Here is a 25,890-nt window from a genome sequence, read left to right as displayed (position 1 = left end):
CGCCCTCCGCGCAAGCGAGCCACCAGGCTGCATCACGGGCCCTCCCAGGGTGCGGTTTCGACAAGGTGCCGCACACCTACCAGGCAACCCACCACCAAGTCCTGACCCGCGCCACCGCGCCCCCAGGATCTCGCCCGCTCGGAGCCTCACCATGACCATCGCACCCGACCTGCCCACCGGCGCCGGACCGGCCTTCTTCACCGAGCAGCAGGCCCACGAGGCTGGCCTGACCTGGGTCAGCGCGGCCGCGGAGACCTTCGGGGTCGCCGACTCCGTCGCGCTGTCGTGGGTCTACCGCCTCGGCTTCGAGCAGAAGGGCCTGCTCATCCGCCCCGGCCAGCGCGGGCGTCGACCCTCCCTGTTCCACATCGACGACTTCGACGCCGCCTACCAGACCTACGCGGCCAGCAAGGCTCGCTGCGCGGCGCGAGCAGCCGCCAAGGCGCGTCTCGCCCTCGTTCCGAAGAAGGCCCCGAAGGCGAAGGTCAAGCCGCCGCGGGCGCCCCGGCCCGCCGACGTCATCCCCTCAGCCCGCCTGACCCGCATCGCCACCCCGACCGCTGGGGGCCACTACGTGTGGCGCGACCCCCGCCGCGTCGCCATCATCGAGGGCGCCGCGGACCTCAACAAGGTCCGGCCCGAGAAGATGCGTCGGCGCCCGACTGCGACCCCGCCGAGTCACTGACCTCGTCAGCACTGAGGGCACGGTGGGCCGTGTGCGCGTCCGTGGCACAGACCAGGCGTCGAAGCAGCGCGCCTCAGCCTGACGAGTGTCGCCTCCTCGACGCCTAACGGTGACGATCAGGAGGACGGACTCATGGGTGTGCACACGCCATCGCGCGCGGTGTGCGCCCGAGCGTGCCCGTCCCCGGGCTGCGCGCCGTGGGGAGGCCGCCGATGACCACCGTGCGGCCCGGCTCGCCGCGCCCCCACCTGCAGGTCGTCCCCGGCACCGGCACCGGCCGCGCCCCGCGCGCGCGCCGTTCCCGCTCCGCTGCGGCGCTGGTCAGCCTGCCTGGCGGCGCTGCCTCCGAGAGCGCCCCGAGGGTCGAGGGTGGGACCCCAGAAGGCGAGGCGCCCGGGGTCTGGAACGACCCGGCGCGTGCCGTCAGCGCCTGGCACGCGCCCTTCGTCCCCCAGTGGGGTCACATCGTCGATGCTCCCGACGTCGACTGGGCCAGCACCTGGCCGCTGGGCTTCGACGAGGTCCTGCTGGGGGCACAGACCTGCCGCGGCCCGCGCCCCGTCGCCTCGCCGACGCCGACGTCCCACGACGACGCCCCGTCGTCGTGCACCTGGTAGCGCCAGAGGTATGAAGAAGCCGCCCGGGTCTCGGGTCCCGGGCGGCTCGTGGACCACGCTAGGGCAGTCCCCGCAGGCGCGTCTCACCGATCAGCAGCCGAGTCGTCCCGGTCTGGACCAGGAATCTCGGCGCCAGTGCGACCGTCGGCGGCTTCAGTCGGCGGCGGGAGCAGGTGTGCGCCGCCCTGCCGCGGTGCGGACCCCGCCATGGGCGGCGCTGAGCCGGTCGCACTCGGCCTGGGCCTGTTCGGTCGTCCGGTGATCCTGAGCGACCTCACCCAACTCCGCAGTGCGGGCGGGGTAGCAGGCCCGCTGCACGTCGTAGACCTTCCAGAGCGCCGAACGGGCCGTGCTCCCTGCGGGGACGACCTGCTTGGGCACGAAGCGGATGCGGCCGGTGTCAGTGCTCATCAGGAACGCTCCTTGCAGGCGGAGGACGGTGGTGGCGGGAGGATGCTGGCAGGAGCCGGTCGGCTGCTGTGACGCCGGGGTCGACTGCTCAGGCCGACAGAGCGGCCGACCCCGCCTGGCCCTCACCAGGCTCGTCACCGGCGTGCGGCTCGCCCGCGCCGACCTCAGCCGGGGCAGCCTCGATGCTGGCGCTGGCGCCCGTCAGAGCGTTGAGCGCGGTGTGCAGTTCTCGCTGGACCGAGGTCATGGTCCGGTTGACCACCGACTCGATCTTGTCGGCGTGGGAGTGGATGGCGTTGGCTGATCGCTTGGCCTCGTCGAGCCCGGCGATCAGCGCCAGGGCCTCGCGGATGGACTCGTTGACGGTCCCGATCTCTTCGACGCCGAAGCGGCCCGTCGAGGTCAGTGCGACGGTGCGCATCAGCAGCACCACGGTGCGCAGCACCTCGATGTCGTCCTCGGCAGGGTCGAAGGCGAGGACGACCCGCTTGGGCGCGATGACGCGGAGCAGGTGACCGGCGTTGTCCTCGATGTGGCGCACCAGACCGATGGAGGCCGAGGCCCCACGGTTTCGCTCGGCCTCGGCGAGGTAGGAGCCCCATTCCTTGCTGGCGCCGTCGTGCATCTCGACCACGACGCGAGCCAGGTCACCGGAGATGAAGAAGACCCCGTCGCCCTTCTTGTTGCGCGCGAGGCGACCGGCGGTCTCGCCGGTGACGCGGTACTCGTCGCCGAGGTGGGCGGCGATCTCGGAGCACACCGCGTTGACCTGGGTCTCGTAGTCGAAGCCCTTGATGGTGGTGACCCCCTTGATGATCGAGGTGGCCTCCGCGGCCGCTACCTCCTCCGCGATCCGCACGGCGACGTCGCGGCGAACGTCACCCATGAGCGCAGTCAGTTCGCGGTGGCGACGCTCGGTGTCCTGACGCTGGGCCTCCACCCCGTTGCTCAGCGCCAGCCCGATCTGGGACTCCAGGTTGGTACCCACGCGCTCCAGGACCGGGCGGAGCCGCTCCAGCAGTTCGGGGTGCTCGCCGCCGACGAGGGTCGCGACCTGGGTGGTGAGCGCCTCGTGGACACCGCGGGCGGTGCTCGTGATGTGCTCGCTGGCTCGTCGCGCTGCGTCCTCGGCAGCACCGGAGGCACGCAGCACCGCGTCGCTGACCTGGTCGGTGGCGGCCTTGACCGCCTGCTGCACCGCGAGGGTGTCGGAGGTCTGGGCGGCGATCGCCAGGACCCGTGCCCCGATGCCGAGGGCCTCACGGGCGAACGGGGTGAGGTCGGCTGCGGCGAGCACCGCCAGGTCCTGCTCGATCTCGCCGCGTTCGCCGGTGGTCCACCGTGAGGCCTCGCGCAGCACGTCGGGGTTGGAGGTGCGAAGGTCCCCGACCACGAACGCGTTGGAGGTGGCGTCGTAGTAGGCGGAGCGCATGGGGGAGACCATGGGCATCTGGCTCATCGGGTGCGGGCCTCCGGGTAGGTCATGAGACGTGGCGGGGCGTTGAGGATGCGCCCCTGGAGTTCCTGTGCCTCCGGCCCGCTCGCGCCGCATCAGGCCGGGAGCACTACGACATCGGGGCTCGCGCTCACCCGCCGCGGTGCGTCTGGCCGGGCTCCGACAAGTCGGGACCCGGCAGAGCCAGGCGAACCTGGTTCTCCAGCGCTAGCGCCGCCCCCGGGGGCAGGTGGAACGAGCGGATGCTGGCCATGTTCGCGTGGGCACGTCGCAGGCCGCTGAGGCGCTCGGCCTCGGTGGCGCCCGGGTCGCGGGCCAGGCGCAGCATCTTGGTCGCGGCCTCCGCCAGCGCCTGGTCACGAGCCGACATCCACTCGGCGCCCACCTTCTCGGCGTAGCGCAGGGCGTCGAGCCACAGCGGCCCGAGACGGTGCACGGCCCCCTCGTACTGGGCCACCTCGCTCTCGGACCGGTCGCGGTGCGCGCTGACGTCGTAGAGGTCGTCGGCCAGGGAGTAGGCGGTGACGAACCGGGCGGTGCGCTCGTCGCTGACGTCGAAGAGCACCGAGTGGGTCAAGGCGTTGAGGGGGTCGGTGAGGATCTGGGCGTAGGCCTCCTTGACCCTCGTGTGGCGATCGCGGGCCAGCCGCCAGCGCTCGCCCAGGGGGCCGGTCGTCGGTACGGGCCCCTGGTGATCCGACGGCTCGCCCTGACGGCGGACGGCTGGGCGAGGCCGCGGCCGGGCGCTGTGGGGGCGCCGCGTACTCAGCCAGCCTGACATGAGCGCGGAACCTGCGCCGAGCCCGATGAGCATGAGGCCGAAGGGCACCAAGGTCGAGGTGTCGAACTCCAGGGCCGCGTCGGAGTCGAGCGCGGCATCACCGACCAGCATGAGCAGACCGGAGATGACCGCGTAGGTCATCAGGGTCAGCGCCAGGATCGCCACGACCGATCGGCGGGGGTCGTTCACTGCTCCTGCTCGTGTGTCGTGAACGGCTGCTGACGGTCGCTGTGTTCGGTCGCCTCGCGGTGCAGAGCGGCTGCGCGGGTGGTGGGGTGGCCGTCGTAGAAGGCGCGCATGTGTTCGCGCGTCCCCTCCATGTCGCGCGACCGAATGCGGTCTCTGTCGTGGTTCTTGCGCCGGTCTGAGTTGTGCGCGGCGAGACGACGCCACGCCTCCTCGAAGGGCAGCCACACCTGGTGGCCCTCCCCGTCGTAGTCCCATCCGGACTGCAGGCGCAGCGCCTTGGGGACCCGGCCGCTGTTCAGGTCGATGCGACGCTCGATGTCCTTGCCCTCGTGCTCGACGAATACGACGCCGCCGACAGTGACGCCGAGGACGTCGAGCAGCCGCGGCCAGGTCGCGTGGATGATCTCGACAGGCGCCAACCAGCGCAGGTTTTCAAGGCCAGGCTCTCCGGCACGGTGGGCGCTCGGGTGGAGGCTAAAGCGCGCCAGGTAGAGGTCGGTGAGGCTCCCCTCGGAGTCGACGCCTGGGTATGCGCCGTACCGTCCGGGCCCGTCCGGGCCGAGTGCCTCCGGGTCATGAGCGAGGAGGTGGAGGCCCTCGATGAGGTCGGCGACATCAGTGAGGGTTCCGCCGAGCGCGGTGAAAGCATCAGCGAGGACCGATCCGGCGTCTCGTTCGGCGTCACCGCTGAGGCCCACGTGAGCGAAGGCGGTGCTCCGCATCCGCTCACGCCCAGCAGGGGTTGCCCGGCGCAGGGAGACAAAGAGGGAGCCGCAGATTGCTCGGGGAGCGTTGGCTGGTCCAGCGGGGGTTGTGGAGGAGGTAGTCACGGGCGGAGCGTGTGCGGCATCGCGGGCGATGCGCACCCGGTCGTCTGCGGAGCCGGGAGAGCCGGGGGCGCTCAGTTCGCCTGGCCCTGTGCTGCTGCTGCCGCCACACGCGGGGCGCCGTAGCGCGGCGAGCGCGGGTCGGAGGCTTCGAGAGCGAACTGCCGCTCGGTGACGGGCGGGGCCTGCGGGTAGGCCTCGACGCAGGCCTCCAGGCTGCCCTGGGCCAGGGGGCGGCTCTGGGACCACACCTCCCAGCAGTGCAGCGAGGTGGAGTACAAGATGACCACCGGCGCGCTGCTGGCACGTCGGGCGGGTCGGGTCTTGCGCCGAACGTCCAGGCTGCTGCTGCTCATCGGGACCTCGTGTCAGTTGGTAGGGCGGGGAGGATCGCGCTCGTGCTCAGGGTAGGCCCGCGTGCCCTAGTGCTGGCCGCAGCAGTTGTGGGCCTTGCGGGTCGGGCCGTCGGGGCCGTCGATGGGGTGGGAGTCGGCCCGGGCCAGGATGCGCGCGGCTTTCGAGCACTGCGGGTGCGGGCATGGCGTACGCCGGGGGCTGGCCCACCGCGACGGGCCGTAGGGCTTGTCGATGATCGCGCCGTTGGCCGCGATCGTCTTCTCCCGCTCGGGCCGCGGCGCCATCAGGCGATCTCCCCGCGCAGCAGCGCCGCGAAGTCGGCGGGGTCGATGACCGGGACACCGAGAGAGGCGGCCTTCTTGGCCTTGCTGGTGGTCGTCTCGTCGGTCACGAGGTAGGAGGTCGTCTTCGAGACCGAACCGGAGGCTTTGCCGCCAGCGGCCTCGATGGCCTCCTGGGCCTCGGTGCGGTTCTTGTAGCCCGCCGGGACCGCGCCGGAGATCACGACGCTCTTGCCCGCGAGCGGCTTGGGGGAGTCGTCGGCGACGGGCTCGGTGCCCATGTTGACCCCGGCGGCGGCCAAGCGGTCGATGACGGTGGACATGGCGGCCAGGCCGTTGACGATGTAGGTCGCCTTGATCGCTCCGAGTCGCTCGATGGAGGCGATGTCCTCGATGCTGGCCGCGCGCAGGCGGTCCATGGTCGGGTGGGCCGAGGCGAGCCATCGCCCGACGCTGCGCCCGGTCATGCGGATGCCGAGGGCGGTGATGACACGGTTGAACGGCTGGGCCTTGGAGGCCTCCAGGTTGGACATGATCTTCCTGGCGACCGTCTCACCGAGCACGCGGGTGCCGAGGTGGCGGCCCGTGTCGCCCACCGGCAGCGTGGCCCACTGGGCGAGGGTCAGGTCGTAGAGGTCGGCGATGGAGGTCACCAGGTCGGCCTCGACCAGGGCGGTGGCGATCGACTCGCCCAGACCCTCGACGTCCATGCAGTCACGGCTGGCGAAGTAGGTGATGCGACCCACCACCGAGCAGGAGGGGGTGTGGCAGCGCCAGAGCAGGGAGGTCTTGTCCCACGTCTCGCCGCAGGTCGGGCACGCCTCGGGGGCGACCCAGGTCGCGATGCCCTCGTTGGCGGCGGGGTCCAGGGGTGCCTCGATGCGGGGGATGACGTCGCCGCGACGCTCGACGAGCACGGCGGAGCCGACGCCGATGCCCTGCTCGGTGATCCAGGAGGGGTTGTGCACTGAGGCGTAGGTGATGGTCGTGCCGCCCACGAAGACCGGCTCGATGCGCGCGCGCAGGCTGATGCGCCCGGTGCGCCCAGTGCGGACCTCGATGTCGAGGATGCGGCTGGTGCCCTGCTGGGGCGGGTACTTGTAGGCGATGGCCCAGTGCGGGGTGCGCGAACCCTCGCCGAGCGCGCCGCGGTCGATGTCGTGGTCGGCCTTGACGACGGCGCCGTCGATGTCGAAGCCGAGGGTGGGGCGCAGGGCCTCGATGGCCGTGATGAGGTCGACGGCGCCCTGGGCCTCGGTGACCGGCGCCAGGTCCAGGCCGCGGGCGGTGACGGTGGCACGGGCGGTGCCCAGGCCGAGCCCCTCGGCCTCGCTCATCCGGTCGTGGTGGCTGGTCAGGGTGCTGGTGAGGTCGTAGGCGGCGAACGACAGCGGCATCGCGTTCTCGGCGCCGCTCTTGCGCAGGCACCCGGCAGTGGCGTTGCGGGGGTTCACGAACGGCTTGCCTCCGCGCTCGGCGCGCAGCACCTGGGCCTGGGCGAACTGGGCCTCGGTCATGTAGACCTCGCCGCGCACCTCGCCGGTGAAGCGCTCCGAGAGCGTCAGGGGCAGGCCCTCGACGCCTCGACGGACCTGCTCGGTGACGTTCTCGCCGGTCATGCCGTCGCCGCGGGTGGCGGCCAGGAACAGGCGTCCCTCGACGTACTCGACGCGGATGGCCAGACCGTCCATCTTGGGCTCGACGACGACTCCCGAGGGCGCCTTGACGACCAGGGCGGCCGCCTCGGCCTTGTTGGTGTCCTCGCCCGCGGTGTCGGGGCTGATCTTGCCCAGCGACAGCATGCGGTCGGGGTGGGTCACGTCGCCGCCCGCGGAGGCCCCGGCCGCGACCGATCCGAGGATGGCCTCGGAGTCGTCGTTGGCCCACGTCGGGTTGGCGGTCGCGGTCGCGGCGATGCGCTCGACCAGGTCGTCGTAGTCGGCGTCGGTGAGGGTCTGCGTCTCGCCGTCGTAGTAGAGGGCGGCGGCCTGTCCGGCCCGCGCGACGGCGTCGTCGAAGTCGGCCTGGGTGAGGAAGGGGGCACTGGCCGGGGCGAGGGAGGGGGTGCTCATGCCCTCATCGTGTCCGGCGGCAGCCCCGGAGCGCTCCGCGCCCCGTGGCGTGTCTGGCGCTCGCTGCGGCGCTTGCCGATGCGCTCACCAGCCTGCCGCCTGGGCCCAGACGGCGCCCGGGTCCGCGGGCGGGTCGGGGAAGGCCAGGTGCTCGTCGGCGGGCACGTCCATGGCGCGAGCGTCCTCGGCGGCGAACTCCAGTGCGGGGTCGCCGTCGGTGCCAGTCCCCCAGTAGTCGTCGACGACGATGCCGCGGGCTCGCAGGTGGGTCTCGATCACGGCGCGCACCTCGGCGGGCAGGATGGAGTTGCGCGGGCCGAGGAGTTGGGTCAGGCGTCGGGTGGGGACGGTGTCGCGGACGGTGACGCTGCGCCCCTCGGCGGTCTCCTCGCGGAAGTCGTAGTGCAGGGAGATCTCGAAGTTGGCGATCATCGAGATGGTCGGCTTCCCGGTCTCGGAGGCGTCGGTGCGTACGGCGCCGAGCCAGGAGATCCCGCGGACCAACTTCGTGGCGTACGTGCCGATGCAGTGGTGCATCGCGTCGCCCCAGGCCCACAAGGTGTCCTCGCTGGAGGCGATCTCGATGTGGAGCCTGATCCCGTCGACCGGGCCGGTCGCGCCGTTGAGCGCGATCGCCTCCTCGGGCAGCGTGACCGTGACGGGCTTGCGGGGCTTCGCCGCGCCTCTGACGGTGTGGAAGCGCTCCAGTCGGCCCATGGTCACATCGTGCAGATCGCGCCAGGAGTCGATGCGGGCCAGGTTGCTCGACGGCCACCTCGACAGGTCGCGCCTGAGGCCCGATGCCGCGTCGGGCACCCGCTCGATCTCGTGCAAGAGCCGCTTCAGCGAGCGCTGGTCCAGGCTTCGCAGGTGGCGCCTGACGCTGTAGGTCTCACCGGTTCGGCCCTGGACGCGTCGCCCCCGCAGACGGGCCGCGAAGGGGTCGGCGTCGATGCGGGCACGCGCAGCGGCGCTCTCGCGCAGGAACCTCACGAGCCAGTCGATGGGCACCAGGCCGCGGAACTGCCAGGCCAGGTCGAGGTCGATCAGGTGAGCCTGGGCCACGGCCTTGACCAGGTCGCGGCGGTAGCGGGTCTTGCCGAACAGGTTGCGGGTGAGGTCCTGCGCTGTCGGTGCTCCACGGAGGGCCGCCCGGAACGCCGGGTCCTGACCCAAGTCCGACTCCGGTCGGGGCTCGGGGTTCTCCTCGCGCAGGTAGTGACCGGCCAGGGGGAAGGTCTCGGCGAACGTCGCGGGGACGGGGCCGTGGGCGTAGATGAGCGCCAGGAGGTGCGGGCTGGGCATCGACTCGAACGGGTCGATGTAGGGCGACCAGGGGAGGGGCGTTCCGATGTCGCGTGCGGAGGCTGTGGCGGCTGTGGTCGAGTCGTCGGGGATCCGCGGTGTCGGGTCGACGCGGAACATCTTGGTGCTCGTCCAGATCAGGCCGCGCGCCTCCCGGTTCCTGGGCACGCTGGCGCACAGGCGCAGGTACTCACCGCTGGGCAGCGGCCGGAAGGACTGCACCGAGACCACCTTCCACCGGCACCACGTCTTGGTGGTGTCGGCGGTCATGCCATGGCGCTTCTGGGCCCTGACCTGGACGAACTTCAGCACGCCCGCCGTGGTGCGCGCCAGGTAGACCGTGGTGCGCTCGATGGAGGTGTAGGTGAGCGCCCCGTGGTCTCGCGGCACCGGTCGGTCGTGTCGCCAGGCCACGACGCGTTCCCCGGGACCGGGGAGGGGCACGGTGCGGGCGTCGAAGGCGGGCGTGGCGTCCTCGTACGGGATCGCATCGATCGCGGGCACGACGAAGGGGCTGGTCTCGGCGGGGAGGTCGCCAAGGATGGGGGCGTCCGGCATGACGGGTCCGTGTGCGGCGAGGTGCCCGCGGCGCACCGCCACCGTGGCCGCCCAGGGCGGTGACCAGAGCGGTGACTAGGACAACGGTCAGGGACAACGGTCAGGGGCGGCTCAGCGGGGGTCGTAGATGGCGCTGCGCCCGTCCCACTCCCGCACGATGCCGGAGCGTGCAGCGAAGACGCCGGAGCCGGTGATGGTGCCAGTCCCGATGCTGTAGGAGCCGGGGGAGTAGTCGACGTACCCGGCGTACCCGCCGCGCTGGACGGAGAAGAGGTCGTTGCCGTGGGAGATGGTGGCGTCGAAGTCGCGGAGGTCGAGGTCGAGCCGGTCGTCGTAGAAGCGCATGTCGAGGTAGGTGGCGCTGCCGTGCTGGAAGGCGCCGCCGTGGGAGACCTGCACGATCCCGTCCTTCTCGGTGACGGTGGTGGCGTGGACCTCGCCGGAGAGGTAGAGGTCGACGCCGTACTTCTTGAAGGCCTTCCACAGGGTGGAGTTCGCGCCGTAGCCGTACCGCATGCCGGAGGAGTTCTCGACACGTACGGGGCCGATGATCGGGGTGTGGCCTTGGGCCACGATCCACTGCACTCCGTCGGCCTTGGCCTTGGCCAGGACCTTCTCGGCCCACCGCATCTGCGCGCGATCGAGGCGGACCCTCATGTGCCTGCCGTCGGAGTAGTCGAAGACGTTGAGGGTCAGGATCTGCACCTCGGGGGTGGGGCGCCAGGCGTAGGCGGTCTGGCGGTGGATGCCGCTGCTGGGCCGGTTGGTGTACCAGGATCCGGCGATCGGCTTCAGCACGCCCTTGACGAAGGCGGTCTCGAAGTCGCGTTGCAGTTCGAACTTGTTGCGGTTGCGCTGGCCGTCCCAGGGGTTGTCGCCGAGGTCGTGGTCGCCCATGGCCGGGTAGACGTCGATGCCGCGGCTGGTGAACCGCTGGAGCCACTGCGGGTAGAAGGTCGAGGCCGCTGAGCGGAGCGCGTGTCGACGGCGGGTGTCGTTGTCGACGGGGCCGAACACGCCGGAGCGGGTGGGGTCCTCGCCCCAGTGGCCGTCGACGAGGTCTCCGGCGACCAGCATCCCGTCGGCTTCGCGGGAGGCCCAGTCGTCCAGGACGGTGTCGAGGGAGCGCTGCCAGACCGCGTTGATGGAGTTGGGTGTCTTGCCCGGGCGCCAGCGGTTGGGGCCGTCGGCGAGATCCCCGATGTCGGCGTTGAGGAAGTCCGGGCTCGACAGCAGGTGCAGCAGCGCGGTCCCGTGCGCGTTCTGCGGGCTGGCGGGGATCTGCTCCATGCGGGCGCGGTCGGTGCTGGTCGACACGGTGACGTCGAGCGGCGTCTTGTTGGCGCCGGGGGTGGGGACCACCTCGAACGGGGTGGTCCAGCCGTTGGTCGCGCTGGCGGGGATGCGGCAGCGCAGCACCTCGTCGTGGGTGCCGCCGATGGTGGAGTTCCGACGCTTCGCGTCGCTGGGCAGGCACCCCTCGGGGATGGTGTCGAAGCGGCCACCGCTGGCCTCGGCGTAGACGAGGTCCGAGGCGACGTCGCCGCTGAGGCGGATACGGCCCAGGACGGCGGATTCCCCGCTGGGTGTGAGGACCACTCGGCCCTGGGTCTCCCCGAGCCACTCGGCGCTGACCTGCGGCTCGTTGGCGAAGGCCGTCACGGGGGTGGTGGATGCCAGTGCCGCGCCGAGCAGGGTGGATGCTGCGGTGGCGAGCAGGGCCAGGCGCTGCGCTCGCCCGGTCACGGCACGGTGGGCGGAGCGTCGGAGCGTCGAGGTGGTCACGATGCGGACCATGCGCAGAGCCCCAGGCGGTGCTGCACCGTGTGACGACGGGCTTCAGGTGGCCTGGGGCTCTGCGATGGGGCGGCGAGGCGGACCCGGCCGTGGGCCTGGCCGTGGGCCTGGCCGGGTCCGCCTCGCCGGTCTTGCTGCCGGGGCTGGTCTCAGGCGTCGCCGTGGGCGTAGAAGGAGATGAGCCCCAGGTTGGACAGCGACTCCAGGAAGGCCAACTCGTCGCTGGGGTCGATCCACAGCACGTTGCCCGAGGGCGTGGCCTCGCTGGTGAAGGGCTCGTAGTCGGTGGCCACGAGGACCAGGGGTACGTCGTGGTCCCAGCGGTCCACGTCGACCACGGGGATGGTGCGGTCGCCGAGCAGAGCGGTGAGGGTCTTCTCGTCTGCCGTGGCGACGTCGAAGCGACCCTCGTTGACGGCGTCCATGAGCATCATGGCCTGGGCGGTGGCGCACACGCGGATGGCCACCACGGCTCGCGCGATGAGGGCCTCGTCGTTGCCGTGGATGCCGTCGGGGATGTCCTCGTAGTCCTCCACGATGAAGGACACGATGTCACCGGCGGTGTCGGCCAGGATCGTGTCCTCACCGCGCACGAGGACGAAGGGCCACGGAGTCCCGTCGGGCTGCACGTCGGCGGGCTCGATGGGGCGGTCGATGGTCGTGAAGGTCATGGGGTCTCTCTCAGTGACGCTGGCGGGCGAGCCGCGGAGCCGGGGGTCGTTGGCTTCTCTGTGCCGTGGGCTGGACGGTAGCGACAGAGCCACCCCGAGCCACCCCAAGCCACCCCAAGCCACCCCAAGCCACCCCAAGCCACCCCAAGCCACCCCAGGACAGCCTGCGACAGCCCGAGACGGCCTGGGTGCGGCGATGCCACAGACCCCGAGGCGCTGCGTGAGCGTCTCGGGGTCTGTGGTGGCTGGGCGAGGCGCTCAGACCTCCGCGAGGCGGCGCTGCATCCGCTGGCGCACGGCGAGCGCTCCCGAGGCGACCGACCGTGCACCCTGGCGCGAGAGAGTGTTGGACACCGACGGCGCGGTGGGCGCCGGGGAGGGCTTGGTCGGCGGGCACTTGTGGATGTACTTCGCCGAGTAGACCCGGTGGCAGGAGCCGCACGACTTCACCTCGGCACGCTTGGCCGTCCCGCTCTTGCGGACCAGTTCGTTGAACACGGCGCCGGGGGAGGAGGAGGTGGTCAGCGCCTCGAAGGTCTCGCGCGGCACGGTGTGGCCGTAGATGCCGCCCTTGGAGGTCTTGGTGACCATCATCTGCTCGTTCTCGTCGTAGGCCACCGACTCCATCCACGTCGAGCGCAGGCGCTGCGAGGGCTCCACCCCGCTCGCGGCTGCTCGCTCGCGCGCGCGGGCCATCAGCCCCCCGACGTGCTTGGGGACTTGGGTGACGCGCTTGGCCTCCAGTACGGCCTGGACGGCGGCTGCGACCTGCCCGCCGGACTCGCCGAGGTTCGTGGAGTGCGGCTCGACGGCGTAGTTGCTGGGGCCGACCTTTTCGACCAGCATGATCGCCACGACCGAGCGTCCGTCGGGACGCTGGATGGTGACCTCCATCTGGTGCTTGCCGACCTGGGCGGCGTCGCGCCGCACGGTGGCGGCCGAGCCGAGGAACCGCATGTTCCACTCGTCGACCTGGTAGGCACGCCGCGCGATGCGCTTGCCGTCGGCCTGCTCGTTGGCCGCCGCCGGGAACGGGTAGCCAGCCCCGTCGGCGGTGTGCTCGGCGGCCATGATCCCCTGCGCCCAGTGCTCGTTGATCTTGGCTCGCGAGCGGGGGTCGGTGACCGCAGCCAGCGCGATCGGCTCGACGTAGCCGCCTTCGACCAGGGCGTTGTGTCGCTCGACGCCACCCAGGGTGCGGTCGAGGAAGGCCGGGTTGTTGGTCGCGACGCTCATGCCGAGCCCGAGGCCACCCATGCGGGCCTCGCGGCGGCGCATGTAGGTGTACGTGCCGTCGGCGAGACGCGGCTGCTCGTTGGGGTCGTGGTCGGATGCCTTAGCCATGCACACCTGGTGTGCGGCGTTTCCGTGAGGCGCTCGGGCACCTCTACAGGGCGCGTCCGACAGCCGTAGGTCGCGGTCCAGACCGCCCTGACGAAGTGGCCTCCGCTGCAGGGGTCAGGAGCGGGTCAGGCAGGGGTCCGGACACGACGAAAGCATGACCTCCCCGCTCTCACCCGCCGCCACCACGGCCCGAGGGAAGGCGGCGGAGGGCCACTCCTCAGGCCCCGCGGCACCCGGTCTGACTGCGCTGTGGATCGTGCTGAGCGCTCTGTGCCGCCCCTGGCTGCGAGCGGTCGCGAACCTGCGAAACACGGTCCCGGCGATGCCTCGATCGGGTGCACTCTCGGACCTCGTCCGCCCACGTTCTGGGTGTGAGCGAGACCCCCTGCAGACCTCCACAAGGGGAGGGGATCCGCCCCGGCAGGGTCCTCATCGGGGCCCTCCCGAGCACCGGTAGCGAGACCCCGCCGGGAGCGATGATCAGCGCAGAGCGCGGATCTTCTTCATGGCCTGGCGAACGGCGGCCCTGTGAGCCGCGCGACGCTCGGCGGCAGAGACCTCAGCCGCACGGGCGGCCTGGGTCGCCGCGGCCTTCGCGGCCGCAGAAGCCTCCTGGCCCGCCTCCCGCTGGGCGGCCTGCGTGGCCTTCTGCGTCGCCTTGATGGCGGCGGCCTCAGCAGCAGCCTGCTCCGCGCGGGCCTGAGCGCACGCCTCGGCGGCCTCGACCGACGCGGCTCGGCACGACTCGGCCACGACCGCGCTCTCGGTCACGGTGGCCTCAGCGGAAGCCGAGGCCTGCGCACGACGCTTGACCAGGATGGGAGCGATGCCCTTGGCGCGCACGAGACGACCCTTGATGCGCTTGGTGACCTTGACCTTCACCACGCCGCGCTTGACCTGGGCGGTGGCCGACTTGGTGGCCGAGGCCAGCGCCGAGTGGGAGGCCGTGGCCTCCACTACCCGGGTCGCGTCGTAGGTCGGCTGGCCGGGGCCGGGGTTCTCCGGCTCGGTGGGGCCACCGGGAACGCCCGGCTCGGAGGTGGGCACGTCGTAGGAACCGGCGCCCGGGGTCAGGGTGGTGGTCGCGCCGCAGGCGATCTTGCGAGCCTCGTCGCCAGCGGCGCACGACGGCGAGAGGGCGGTGCCGTCGCAGGAGTCGGGCGCGTTGGGGTCCATCTCGATGGACGCGTCGTAGCGCGCCGTGCCCTTGAAGGTGTCCGCGGGCATGCCCGTGCAGGCGTCCGGCGCGGTGTAGAAGGTGGCGCCGAGGTCGCCGGTGCTCGCCCACGGGTAGGACTGGTACTGGCACGCCAGGCCCATGCGGGGTGCGACCGCCGGAGACTGGTCTTCCCACGGGGCGCACTGCACGCCCTGGGAGGGGGCCAGGGCGAGGCGCGTGCTGAAGGCGGAGACCGCCTCGGAGGGGTCGCAGCCGGTGGGCGCCGAGGAGAACCCGTCGCCGTAGGCGGGGCGCGACCACGGGGTGGCGTCTGCGGCGCTGCGGCAGGCGGCGAGGTCGGCGGCGTGCCCCGCCGGGCTGGTGATCCCGCGTGCGGCGAGGGCCTCGAAGTCCGGCTGACACACGGGCATGCCGAGGTGGGCGTTGAACTGCACCGTGTAGTCGGCGTCCAGGCAGCCGATGGTGTCGGGCTGCCAGTACCAGGTGAAAGTCCGCGAGCCCGCGCTGGCCACAGCGCGGCCCTCGTCGACCGCCACGAAGAACCCGTCGTCAACACGCTCGACGTGGCGGACCACCTCGCGGCCGGAGGCGAAGTTCCACTGGGCGGCGAACAGCGCGGGCTCGCTCCACTGGTGGGCGTCGATGAGCGCAGTCGCGCGGTCGGCGGTGCCGGTCGGGGCCGCTGGCCTCTCGGCCGCGCTCGCCGTGCCGGAGAACGCCCCGACGGCCAGCGCGACGGCGATGGCGGCCACGACGGCGCTGCGCGCGAAGGTGCGCGGGTAGGTGCCGGTGGTGTGGGGGCGACGAGTCGAGGTACTCATGCACACAGCCGTGTACGGCCCAGCGACCAACCTGCACCCGCGGGCTGTTCAGGCATGGTGGCCGCGCGATCTGCGACGGGCACGATGCGGGGTGCCGAGGGGAGTGCGGTGGAGGTGAGGGGTGTGGGTGGCTCGTCAGAAACGTGTACGGCCAGGACCCGGAACTGCGCCATGGCGGCATCCTGGCAGCATCGTTTTACCTGGCGCCAACTGGACTAGAGGGGTTGCTGGTCAACGGCTTCGCCGGTAGGTCCCACCGGCCCGGACACCGTCACCGCCGTCACCGTCGCGCTCGTCGTCGACGACCCTGTGCCGCCGTCACTGGCCGGGGGTCACTGGCCGGGGGCCAGGGCGGGGGACATGGTCAGGACGTCGCCGTCGATCCACCAGCCCCAGCCGCTCACCGGCGTCAGCGGCGCCACCTCACTGCCGTTGGCGGCCCCTCGGGCGTTGGGGGAGGCGGAGAACACCAGGTCGGCCCCGTCGGGGGCGTCGGGGGCGGCGTCGAAGAGGCCCTGGCTGTTGCCCTCGGAGTCCGTGACGTGCACGGCGTCGAGGTAGGCGCCGAGACCGAGGTCGTCTTCGGTGCCGGTCTCGGCCAGGGCGGTGGCGGCCGCGAAGAGGTCGACGTCGTCTCGCTGCCACCCCTTCAGCGACCCTGACCAGGTGTAGGGGTCGCGGCTGTTGGCCTGCCAGGTGACGGGGCCGTCGAACCCCAGGTTGTTCCAGAAGGCGGTGTAGGCGGCGGGGAAGCGGGACTCCGCTGCGGCTCGGGCGTTGACCTCGGTGAAGTCGATGACCCAGGTGCCGGTGCTGACCTCGGTGTCGAAGAGTGCTCGGACCTGCTCGCGCAGGGGCTGGCGGGCCAGGTCGACCCACGCCGGGGCGATGCTGACCGCGACGGGGCTTTCAGCGCTCGTGTCGGGGCCGTAGCGGTAGCGCACGGAGAACCGGGCGCCGCTCTGGCTGAGGGACCCGACCCAGGACGAGGCGACGTCGATGTCGGGGAAGCCGACGGTGACCAGGTCGTAGGTCTCGAAGGGCGAGGAGGACGCTCGCTTGGCCTCGGCGGCGACCAGGGAGTACCAGGTGGCCGCGGCGGGGGCCTCGACCGCCCACAGGTCGCTCTGGGTGGCCTGGGAGGACACCAGGTGCCACCAGTCGGTGCCGGGCGGGGTGAGAAGGGTGCTGGTGACCGCGGCCGCGGGGCCGGTGGAGGCCTCGATGGCCTTGGCGTCCTCGCGCGCGCTGGCCGCCTGCTGCTCCTCGGTCGCGGTGGCCTCGCCGTCGCCGTCGAGGTCTCCGGGAACCCCGGAGTAGGGCAGGCGCCCGTCGCCCCTCGCCATCGGGCTGTCCGCCGACGTGGAACCGTCAGGTGATCCGGTCGGGGTCTGGTCGTCGCGCGCGGACACGAACAGCAGGACCAGCATCAGCATGGCCAGGAGGACCACGGCGACCAGTGCGAGGGCGCGGGCCGACCGAGCACGCGGTGCCTGGTCGGCGTCGGAGACGGCCGGGGTGGGGGTGGCCCGGGAGGGGCCGAGGTGGCGAGCCATGGATGACCTTTCACGCGTCGAGAACTCAGGGGTGCTGTGCCCCTGAGTTCTCGACGGGAAGAGCGCCGGGTCGGCTCAGAGGCCACCGCTCCAGCGGGTGAAGGTGCCCAGCGTGCTGTTGCTGGTCACGAACCGGCTCGATCCCTCCGGCGGAGCCGCGTGCCGCTTCAGGTAGGCGTTGTCGGTCTCCGCGACGTACCACTGCGTGCCTGCGAAGAGGTTGCCGTTGTTGGCGTTGCAGGTGAAGTCGCCCGTCGTGGAGCGGGTGTACTGCATGACGTTGAAGGCACCCGAGCCCTGACCGACCATGGCGCCGGTGCCCGAGACCGGGGTCCCGGCCGCGGTGAATCGCACAGCGACGCCTGCGGCGGTGCGCGCCGAGGCGGGCAGACGCTGCGTGCCGCTGCCGACCAGCAGCGTGCTGGAGGTCGTCGACCCGGCACCCGAGGCGCTGATGCCACCGGACCAGTACTCGGTGCCGCCCGAGCCGGGGCTGGAGTCGTTGGGGGTGGCGGTCCACGACGAGGCCCAGGTGCCGGTGTTGCTGGCTCCCATCTGCGCGGCCTGGCGGATGCGTTGGGACAGCGTCGTGCCGGACATGGTCGAGGGCGTCTTGCCGACCCACCAGCCGTAGGTGATCGAGCCGATGCTGCTGGCCGGGATGGCGGTGTAGGAGGCCGCGGCGCCCTGGTTGGTGGTGGTGGCGTCGTTCTTGGCGTACGACATGCCGTCGCGGGCGAACCCGAAGCGCCACACGGTCTTGTCGCTGACGTTGCAGAAGATGCCGCCCTGCAGGAACCCGTAGGAGGAGGAGTTGGTCAGCAGCGAGGCCCGCACGGGTCGGATGAGCCCGTTGGTGGCCCGAGCGCTGACGGTGGCCAGGTAGACCGAGGCCGGGCGGGCGTTGAAGGCTCCGGAGGTCAGCGCCGTGGTGTTCGTGGAGCCAGCGGGGTTGGAGATCCCGCTGAGGTTGGTGCCGGACTGCCAGGTCGCCGACCAGCCGTAGGAGGTGGCTCCGGCCGAGGCGGTCCAGTCGAAGCCCAACTGGGCGGTCTGGTTGTCGTAGCAGGCCGCCGAGGCGCTGCCCCAGCAGTCGTTGGCCGACTCCTCGCCCGGGTCGCCCTGGCGCCAGACGTTGAGGGCCTTGGCGGGCTTGGTGTCGACCTGGTCCAGGCTCATGGTGACCGAGCCCGGGTAGGACATGAGGGTGGCGTTGGTGCCTGCGGTGCAGCCGCCCGGGTTGCAGGCCTTGACGGCGATGGTGTCGGTGACGCCCGGGGCGGTGGCGACGACGGTGCGGCTGGCCGCACCGATCGCGCCCTGCACGTCGGTGCCGGTGGCGTAGTCGAGCAGCGAGAAGCAGGGGTTGTTGGAGAAGGAGCAGAACTTGCCCCCGGTGGGGGCGTTGTCGTCGCCGACGGCGTTGTAGGCGACCGTGGCTGAGCCGGTGTCGCAGTTGTAGACGCCGTTGCTGGCGCTCTCGGCCTTGTCGGGGCAGGAGTCGGAGGTCGCGTTGCCTGCCGAGACCGAGGTGGGGGCCGCTCCGGGCACCTGGTAGGCGCGCTGCGCGGCGCTGCTGGGGTAGACGGGAGCGGCGGTGTTGGGCGAGGTGCAGAAGGCGGTGCCGCCGATGGTGGTCTTGGAGGTGGCCGAGACGCCCGGCTCGACGTCGCACTGGTTCAGCGCGAGGACGGCGTAGGTGCGCTCGGTGCCGGTGGCCAGGCCGGTGTCGACCCAGCAGGGGCTGTAGCCCGAGGCGCAGTCGGTGGTGCCGGGAGCACCCACGACCTGCTCCGCGGTGGCCGTGGAGGGGTTGCCCGAGGACGTGGAGACCCACTCGCGCACCGCGTAGTCGGCGGCGCCGGTGACGGTGTTCCACGAGACGGTGTTCTTGCCGGTGCGGTCCGCGACGCGGTCGGCGTTGGAGTCAGAGCCGATCGCGCGGGTGGTGGGCGAGGGCGGGAACTGCAGGACGGTGTCGGCGCCCGACGTCGATCCCGACGCGGCCACGGTGTAGGTGGCCGTGGAGCCGAGCGGGGCCGAGGAGTCGGTGAAGGAGTTGGTGAAGGAGCCGCTGAGTCCGGCGGGCGGGGAGGCCGCGGTGCAGTTGCTGCACAGCGTCGTCGTCGAGCCCCCGATGGTGCGGGTGAGGCTGTAGCCCGACCCGGGGCCGCCCTTCCAGGCCACGATGTTGGAGCCGGGGGAGTTGGCGAAGGCGTTGGTGGTGATCGGGGTGGTCGGCGGCGGCGTCGTGGTGGTGTTGATCGTGACGGTGACGCTGGCGGTGTCGGTGACCGTGGGCGTCTGCCCGGCGCTGCTGCCCCCGGCCTGGGTCAGGGTGTAGGTGAAGGTGACCTGGGTGGCGGTGGAGGCTGCGCTGACCGAGACGGGGAAGGCGCCGGTGGAGGTGTTGAAGGTCCCGACGGTGACGCCGCTGGCGCCGCCGGGGGTGGTGGTCACCGAGGCCGCGGCCGAGACCGAGACACCCTGGGCGCTCGCGGCGCTGGCGCTGTTGGGCAGGTCGTTGGCCAGGACCGCGACGTCGATGGAGCCTGCGTTGCCGCTCTGGCGGCTCAGCGTGGTGGAGTCGTTGACCGCGTCGACGGCGCGCAGGGCGATGGTGGCGGTGCTGGAACCGGTGGTGTTGGTCAGGGTGTAGGTCAGGGTGCCGCCGGTGAAGGAGCCGTTGACGGTGATGGTGAGGCTGCTGCCAGACGCGGTGACGGTGACACCGCTGGGGCGCGATGCGGCGAGGGAGAAGGTGGCGCCGTTGACGGTGTCGTTGAGGGCTGCGTCGATGGTGACCGAGGAGCCGCCGCGCACGAGGTTGACGGTGTCGTCGACGGCGACCGGGGCGGGAGCCGGGGCGGCGGGCGCGGAGACCGAGAGGGTGACGGTGGCGGTGTCGGTGAGTCCGGTGTCGTCGGTGAGGGTGTAGGAGGTCGACATGGTGCCGGAGAAGTTCTGGGGCACCTGGAAGGTGACGAAGTCGGTGTTCCAGTTGGCGCTGCCCGCGCCGGTGCTGCTGGAGAACGAGCCGCCGGTGACCTTCGGGTTGGCCCCGTAGGTGTCGTTGGGCAGCACCATGACCATGGCGGTCGAGTTCTGGTTGCTCTGCGAGACGTGGCTGGCGGCGTCGTTGACCGCGACCGGAGCGGTGGCCACCGGGGGCGGGGTGCCGCCGGAGCCGCCGGTGCCCGAGGCCGTGCCGACGGCGATGGAGGAGGACAACTCCACGGTGCCGCGCTTGGCGCCCGCGACGTAGCGCACGTCGACGCGGCCCACGTCGGTGGCACTGGTGGCGGTGGCGCCGGTGCGGCCGAAGTAGGTGAACTTGGTCTGGGTCGCGTCGACGCCCCCGGCGAGGACGTCGATGTCGTCGACCGAGGAGTCGAAACCGGAGGGGGAGAAGGAGGGGGAGGCGTTCTGGTCGATCTCACGGACCAGGAAGTCCGTGCCGGTGGGGTACTCGGCGGCGAAGTCGGCGGTCTGGCTGTTGCCGCTGAGGTCGGCCTTGTCGACGACGCGGTAGCGCACGCGGCTGATGGAGTTGCTCCGCGTGCCCGCGGCCAGGGTGCGCTCGACCACGACGCTGTCGGGCTTGGGCTCCACGACCCGCAGCGCCTCGCCGACGTCGCGGCCCATGCGGTTCAGGGCCTCCACGGCACGGGCCTCGGCGACCGTGCGGGTGGTGGTCGACGTCGAGCCCTTGGAGGCGTTGATGTAGAAGGTCGAGGCGGCGCCCAGGACGACCAGGCCGATGAAGGCGCCCAGGAGCACCTGCAGCGTGGAGCCCAGGCCACGCTCGTCTCGGGCCCGGCGGGTGGTGTGACTGGTGGCGTGGCGACCAGCGGATCGCCGGTCGGCGGTCCGGTCCTGGCGCGGCATGGGAGGCCGCTGGGGGCGCTGGGTGCTCACGGGGGTCCCTCTCTCTGCCAGGCGTCCCTGGCCTCTACCTGCCCCCGTCGGGGGTCGGTGTCCTTCTGGTGACGAGATGCGGCTCGCCGGTGTTGCCTGTTCGCGGGTGTGGCTCGTGGGTGCTGTGCCGCCGACGGTGCGACGTGGGACGTGCTTGCCCCTGAGGTGTGCGGGGGGCCGGGGCTGCGCTCACGGGCGGGCTCAGGGGCGGGGCTCAGGGGCGGGGGCGGGTGAGGAGGTCGATGTAGCCGGGGGCCTCGTTGTAGAAGACCCGCTGGGTGGGGCTGCCGCTGAGCGCGGTGTTGTCGACGGACGGCTGCCGGTACTGGAAGGTGTTGCCGCTGTACTCGGCGGTGATGGACTTGCACGCGAGCGCCCCGCGCAGCACCAGCGCCAACTCTGCGGCGCAGGCCCCGTTCGGGGCGTAGATGAACACCCCGCCGGTGGAGTTGCCGAGGACGCGCACGGCCGTGGAGCCGGACGCGAAGGTGACCTTCCCGCCGACGTAGATGTGCAACTGGCCGGTGCCGGTGGTGATGTCGGCGGGGATGGTCAGGTCGCCGGGGACGTAGAGGGTCTTGGTGCCGGTCCAGGTCTGGGTGGTGGCGTCGGTCCAGGTCAGGTTGCCGCTCGCGCAGAGCCAGTTGGCGTTGGCCAGGGTGGTGTTGCGGTCCTCCTCGACGCTCACACCGAGCCCGTTGGTGGTGGTGCGGGGGAAGGTCTGGCAGCCCGAGGTGTTGGCGAAGCGCTGGTTGAGCAGCACCAGGTCGGGCTCGGCGGTCAGCGAGGAGCGGATGGCGCTGCCGCCGATGATGCTGGATCCGGACACCGTGGCGCCGTTGGAGTAGGACACGGCGTGGGCCTGGTTGGCGATGCTGTAGTTGACCGCCAGATCCGCGGTGCCGAAGACGGCCAGACTCGGCGGGACACCGACGGTGAGGGAGTCGGCGTCGTTGTCGAAGCGGGCGATGGGGCCCTGCACCGAGGAAGCCCCCGCGGAGACCGAGAGCAGGTGGGACCACAGGCCGCTGTTCAGGCTGGAGTCACGCCCGTTGGCGGCCAGGCCCCACGACAGGGTGCCGTCATCGAGGGTGCGGGTGGAGCCGACGAAACGGGAGCGGACAGGCAGCGTGACGGCCTGGCGGGTGTCGTCTGCGGTGCCGCTGGCATCGAGGAGCCGCGTGGTGGGGTCGTAGGTCCACACCCATGATCCGCGCCCGTCGGTGCGGGTGCCGGACCCGGCGGTGACCAGGCCGGTGGAGTTGAACTTGTAGAGGGCGTCGGAGACGGCCTCGTCGAGGCCCTGTCGGGCCTGGGTGAACTCGCGGCCCTCGCGCGTGGTGTTGGTGGAGATGGTCGAGGTCTTCAGCATCACCAGCGTCAGCGCGCCGATGAGCAGCACGATGCCCAGCGCGGCCCCGGCGATGAATCCGCGCTCGTCGCGTCGCCGGTCGCGTCGTGCGCGAGCCGCGGCTGCGCAGTGCAGGCCGAAGGCCACGACGGTCCACAGGGTGGTGCTCGCGTGGTCGAGCAGCGCGCTGCTGCGGGGGTTGGTGTGGCGGGTCATCACGGCGCCACCCCGACGCTGACCGGCGCCGCCTCGGCGACGGTGGGGGTGCGGGTGGTGAAGTAGGTCGCGGTCTTGGACACGCTGCTCCCTGATTCGCGGTAGGTCAGCACGACGGTGATTCGCTTGGTGCCGAAGTCGCCGGTCGCCTTAGCGGTCGACAGCGAGGACCCGGACTGCCAGGTGATGTAGACCCGCTGGTCGGAGAAGGCGATCCCCTTGACGGTGGCGGTCCCGAGGTTGTGCTTCAGGCGGCCCGCGACGGAGGCGTCGAGGTCGACGCTGGTGGTCACGGTCGGCTGGGCGGTGATCGGCCCGGACCCGTCGGGGTCGAAGGAGGTCGGTGAGCCGTCGGTGCTCTCCAGGGCCAGGTAGCGCCACGGGGTTGCCTCGGCCTGGGCCAGGATCCCCTGGGCCCGCTGCGCGACGGTGTCGATGGCAGCGCTCTGGCGCTGGACCACGTTCGTTGCTCGCGCCACCCCCAGGTAGCCGCCGACGGCGACGAGGATGACGAGCATGAAGACGACGGCCTCGATGACCAGGTAGCCGCCCTCGTCGACCCGGCGTCCGCGTCGTGCGCGTGCACGCAGGTCTGCTGAGCACGCGAGGGCCGAGCGCAGCATGGTCGCGGACCGCGACGGGCGGGGCTGGAGCATGAGGGTCCTTGTCGGCTGCTGAGGGACGGGTGCGTGGTGGGGACCATGCGCCAAAGCCGCGCGTTGCGGCCCCTTGCTGGTCCCTGTGCCGCGGGGCGGCTGAGGGCGGCTGAACGCCGCAACGACCCGGATCCGTGGGGGACCCGGGTCGTTGCAGAGGTGCTGGTGATGCTCAGCCGTCGATCAGGCGGCCTGCGATGACCTCAGGTCACAGGCAGGCGCCGTTGGTGGCGGCGGTCGCGGTGCCGCTGATCGGGCCTCGGCCGGAGGCGTCGATGGCGCCCGTGGCGGAGTTGTAGGAGGCCCAGGCGTCGACACCGGCGCCGGTGAGGGCGGTGGTGCCGAGACCGGCGGAGGTGTGGGCGATGCACATGGTGAAGGTGCCGTTGGCCGAGTTCGGGGTGTAGGACCACACGAAGGTGTTCTTGGTCAGGTTGGTGCCCAGGGCCGAGAGCGTGGCCGCGTTCTGGGTGGCAGCGGTGCTGGTCTTGGCGGCGCTGATCGTGCCCGCGGTGCTGCCCGAGGCCGGGTAGGCCTGGTTGTCGGTGAAGTAGGACTCCAGGCCGATCGAGGCCTGCTGCACGTCGCTCTGAGCGGCGGACTGGAAGGCGCGCTGGCGGTACTGGTTGACCGACTGGATCGCGATGATGATGATCAGCGCGAAGATCGCCATGCCGAGGAGGACGTCGAGCAGGGCGAGACCGGCCTGCTTGGCGCCGGTGGCCTCGCGGCGCACCGCGGAGCGGTCGCGCNCAGCGCGAAGATCGCCATGCCGAGGAGGACGTCGAGCAGGGCGAGACCGGCCTGCTTGGCGCCGGTGGCCTCGCGGCGCACCGCGGAGCGGTCGCGCATGTAGGCCATGAGGCCCGGGCGCAGGGTGGGCACGGGGGCGACGTTGGCGGTCGCGTCGGTGGTGAGGGTGGCGTTCACGGGTGTGTCCTTCGAGGGTCGGCCGACCGGGGAGGGGTCGCGCGGCTGGTGTCGCCAGGGACCATGCGCAAACCGGCAGGGGTGGGCGCACCCCGCCGCGTCGACGCCCGGAGTGGACGCCCGGAGAAGACGAACCGGCGGGGAGGACCTGGTGCGGTCGCTGCCCGCCGGTCGTGACGCAGAGCGCGGCGATGAGCCGCCTTGGCTCAGGCCGAGCAGGCTGCGGGCATGCCGCTCTGGCCGCGGCCCGAGTCGAGGATCGCGCCCGTGGCGGAGGCGTAGCGGGCCCAGGCGTCGACGTTGGCGGCTCCGGTGCCGCCGGACTTGTGCACCGCGCAGAAGGTGAAGGTGCCGGTGGCGGCGCTGGGCGCGTAGGAGTTGATGGAGACGCCTTCGGTGAGGTTGACCCCCATCGCGGTGAGGTCGGCGGCCGCGATGGTGGCCGCGGCGCCGGTGCCGGAGGCGCCGGGGTAGGTCTGCTTGTCGGTGAAGTAGGACTCCAGGCCGATGGCCACCTGCTGGGCGTCGCTCTGGGCGGCGGACTGGAAGGCGCGCTGGCGGTACTGGTTGACCGACTGGATCGCGATGATGATGATCAGCGCGAAGATCGCCATGCCGAGGAGGACGTCGAGCAGTGGCCGGTGAAGGCGATCATCCCGTCGAGCTCCTCGACCTGCCGACTGGATCGCGATGATGATGATCAGCGCGAAGATCGCCATGCCGAGGAGGACGTCGAGCAGGGCGAGACCGGCCTGCTTGGCGCCGGTGGCCTCGCGGCGCACCGCGGAGCGGTCGCGCAGGTAGGCCATGAGGCCCGGGCGCAGGGTGGGCACGGGGGCGACGTTGGCGGTGGCGTCGGTGGTGAGGGTGGCGTTCACGAAGATGTCCTTGGGGGCTGGCCGCCCGGTCCGGGCAGGCGACGTGATGGGCGTGGTGTGCGACGCCAGGGACCATGCGCAAAGCAAAGAGCCAGGCGCGCACGTGGCCGCGGAACACCTCAGAAGCGACACAGGGCCCGACCTGGCGAGGTCGGGCCCTGTGTCATCACCCGGCCCAGGAGAGCCGGTGCGGGTCGATCAGTTGTTGCAGGCGGCGGGCATGCCGGTCAGACCGCGACCGGAGTCGATGATGGCGCCCTGCGCGGAGTCGTAGCGGGCCCAGGCGTCGATGTTCGACGCGGCGGTGCCGCCGGACTTGTGCACGACGCAGTAGGAGAAGGAGCCCGTGGCGGGGACGGGGACGTAGGACTTCACGCTGGTGCCCTTGGTGAGGTTGACCCCCATCGCGGTGAGGTCGGCGGCCGAGACGGTGGCCGCGGCGCCGGTGCCGGAGGCGGCCGGGTAGGCCTGGGAGTCGGTGAAGTAGCCCTCCAGGCCGATGGCCAACTGCTGGGCGTCGCTCTGGGCGGCGGACTGGAAGGCGCGCTGGCGGTACTGGTTGACCGACTGGATCGCGATGATGATGATCAGCGCGAAGATCGCCATGCCGAGGAGGACGTCGAGCAGGGCGAGACCGGCCTGCTTGGCGCCGGTGGCCTCGCGGCGCACCGCGGAGCGGTCACGCAGGTAGGCCATGAGGCCCGGGCGCAGGGTGGGCACGGGGGCGACGTTGGCGGTGGCGTCGGTGGTGAGGGTGGCGTTCACGGGTGTGTCCTTCGAGGGTCGGCCGACCCACGACGGGTCGCGCGGCTGGTGTCGCGGCGGACCATGCGCAAAACCGGGCGCCTTCCGCTCCCTGGGCGCCCGAGGAGGCGCCGGGACGGGGACGGGACGGGGGCAACCAGGCTGAGGTTGCCGCTCGGCGCACCGATCGGTGGCCCCGGTGTCGGCAGTCGCTGCGAGCATCAGAGGTAGAGGCGGCCCGGCACCGGGTCGCCCGCCGAACGCGAGCCACTGGTGGGAGGTGCACACA

20 protein-coding genes are annotated in these 25,890 nt (G+C 71.8%); 2 read left to right on the top strand and 18 right to left on the bottom strand.

Annotated elements, in window-relative coordinates:
* Window positions 1–151: 151 nt before the first annotated feature.
* Both ASF47_RS19370 and ASF47_RS19365 read left to right on the top strand, forming a co-directional pair.
* A complete protein-coding gene (locus ASF47_RS19370; protein ID WP_056865686.1) occupies window positions 152–685 on the top strand; it encodes a hypothetical protein in 534 nt (177 codons plus the stop codon).
* Window positions 686–897: 212 nt separating this feature from the next.
* Window positions 898–1,302, top strand: a complete 405-nt coding sequence (locus ASF47_RS19365; protein WP_056865685.1) for a hypothetical protein — start codon at window positions 898–900, stop codon at window positions 1,300–1,302.
* 153 nt (window positions 1,303–1,455) lie between these two features.
* Here ASF47_RS19365 and ASF47_RS19360 read toward each other — a convergent pair whose 3' ends face one another.
* From ASF47_RS19360 to ASF47_RS22160, 18 genes are all read right to left on the bottom strand, one after another.
* Complete coding sequence (locus tag ASF47_RS19360; protein ID WP_056865684.1) at window positions 1,456–1,713, bottom strand: hypothetical protein; 258 nt, start codon at window positions 1,711–1,713, stop codon at window positions 1,456–1,458.
* 88 nt (window positions 1,714–1,801) lie between these two features.
* On the bottom strand, window positions 1,802–3,172 hold the full coding sequence (locus ASF47_RS19355; RefSeq protein WP_056865683.1) for a hypothetical protein: 1,371 nt from the start codon (window positions 3,170–3,172) through the stop codon (window positions 1,802–1,804).
* A gap of 127 nt (window positions 3,173–3,299) precedes the next feature.
* Window positions 3,300–4,139: a hypothetical protein gene (locus tag ASF47_RS19350; RefSeq protein ID WP_056865682.1), complete on the bottom strand. Its 840-nt coding sequence runs from the start codon at window positions 4,137–4,139 to the stop codon at window positions 3,300–3,302.
* The gene (locus ASF47_RS19345) at window positions 4,136–4,861 is read right to left on the bottom strand and encodes a hypothetical protein (RefSeq protein ID WP_056865681.1); all 726 of its coding nucleotides are present in this window, start codon (window positions 4,859–4,861) and stop codon (window positions 4,136–4,138) included. The genes ASF47_RS19350 and ASF47_RS19345 overlap by 4 nt, the downstream gene beginning before the upstream one ends.
* A gap of 179 nt (window positions 4,862–5,040) precedes the next feature.
* The gene (locus tag ASF47_RS19340; RefSeq protein ID WP_056865680.1) at window positions 5,041–5,322 is read right to left on the bottom strand and encodes a hypothetical protein; all 282 of its coding nucleotides are present in this window, start codon (window positions 5,320–5,322) and stop codon (window positions 5,041–5,043) included.
* 66 nt (window positions 5,323–5,388) lie between these two features.
* Entirely contained in the window at window positions 5,389–5,607 is a 219-nt protein-coding gene (locus ASF47_RS19335) for a hypothetical protein (RefSeq protein WP_056865679.1), read from the bottom strand.
* On the bottom strand, window positions 5,607–7,676 hold the full coding sequence (gene ligA / locus ASF47_RS19330) for an NAD-dependent DNA ligase LigA (protein ID WP_056865678.1): 2,070 nt from the start codon (window positions 7,674–7,676) through the stop codon (window positions 5,607–5,609). The genes ASF47_RS19335 and ligA overlap by 1 nt, the downstream gene beginning before the upstream one ends.
* Before the next feature lie 84 nt (window positions 7,677–7,760).
* Complete coding sequence (locus ASF47_RS19325; RefSeq protein WP_056865677.1) at window positions 7,761–9,539, bottom strand: hypothetical protein; 1,779 nt, start codon at window positions 9,537–9,539, stop codon at window positions 7,761–7,763.
* Window positions 9,540–9,650: 111 nt separating this feature from the next.
* A complete protein-coding gene (locus ASF47_RS19320; RefSeq protein WP_162242298.1) occupies window positions 9,651–11,324 on the bottom strand; it encodes a metallophosphoesterase family protein in 1,674 nt (557 codons plus the stop codon).
* Window positions 11,325–11,485: 161 nt separating this feature from the next.
* Window positions 11,486–12,007, bottom strand: coding sequence for a hypothetical protein (locus ASF47_RS19315; protein WP_056865675.1), 522 nt, complete (start codon window positions 12,005–12,007; stop codon window positions 11,486–11,488).
* A 258-nt stretch (window positions 12,008–12,265) separates the two neighbouring features.
* Entirely contained in the window at window positions 12,266–13,351 is a 1,086-nt protein-coding gene (locus tag ASF47_RS19310) for a hypothetical protein (RefSeq protein WP_056865674.1), read from the bottom strand.
* 480 nt (window positions 13,352–13,831) lie between these two features.
* On the bottom strand, window positions 13,832–15,352 hold the full coding sequence (locus ASF47_RS19305) for a hypothetical protein (RefSeq protein WP_056865673.1): 1,521 nt from the start codon (window positions 15,350–15,352) through the stop codon (window positions 13,832–13,834).
* A 332-nt stretch (window positions 15,353–15,684) separates the two neighbouring features.
* Window positions 15,685–16,908: a hypothetical protein gene (locus tag ASF47_RS19300; RefSeq protein ID WP_056865672.1), complete on the bottom strand. Its 1,224-nt coding sequence runs from the start codon at window positions 16,906–16,908 to the stop codon at window positions 15,685–15,687.
* Between the two features lie 75 nt (window positions 16,909–16,983).
* Window positions 16,984–20,826 (bottom strand): beta strand repeat-containing protein, encoded by a 3,843-nt coding sequence (locus ASF47_RS19295; protein ID WP_156698067.1) that lies wholly within the window; start codon window positions 20,824–20,826, stop codon window positions 16,984–16,986.
* A gap of 214 nt (window positions 20,827–21,040) precedes the next feature.
* The gene (locus ASF47_RS19290; protein ID WP_056865670.1) at window positions 21,041–22,396 is read right to left on the bottom strand and encodes a hypothetical protein; all 1,356 of its coding nucleotides are present in this window, start codon (window positions 22,394–22,396) and stop codon (window positions 21,041–21,043) included.
* Complete coding sequence (locus ASF47_RS19285) at window positions 22,393–23,049, bottom strand: hypothetical protein (protein ID WP_056865669.1); 657 nt, start codon at window positions 23,047–23,049, stop codon at window positions 22,393–22,395. The genes ASF47_RS19290 and ASF47_RS19285 overlap by 4 nt, the downstream gene beginning before the upstream one ends.
* 1,136 nt (window positions 23,050–24,185) lie before the next feature.
* Window positions 24,186–24,857, bottom strand: a complete 672-nt coding sequence (locus ASF47_RS19270; protein WP_056865666.1) for a hypothetical protein — start codon at window positions 24,855–24,857, stop codon at window positions 24,186–24,188.
* A gap of 198 nt (window positions 24,858–25,055) precedes the next feature.
* Entirely contained in the window at window positions 25,056–25,622 is a 567-nt protein-coding gene (locus tag ASF47_RS22160; protein WP_056865665.1) for a hypothetical protein, read from the bottom strand.
* Window positions 25,623–25,890: the final 268 nt, after the last annotated feature.

This window comes from Nocardioides sp. Leaf285, from assembly GCF_001422955.1.
GTDB classification, from domain to species: domain Bacteria; phylum Actinomycetota; class Actinomycetes; order Propionibacteriales; family Nocardioidaceae; genus Nocardioides; species Nocardioides kribbensis.
This window is presented reverse-complemented; position numbering and strand designations above follow the sequence as displayed.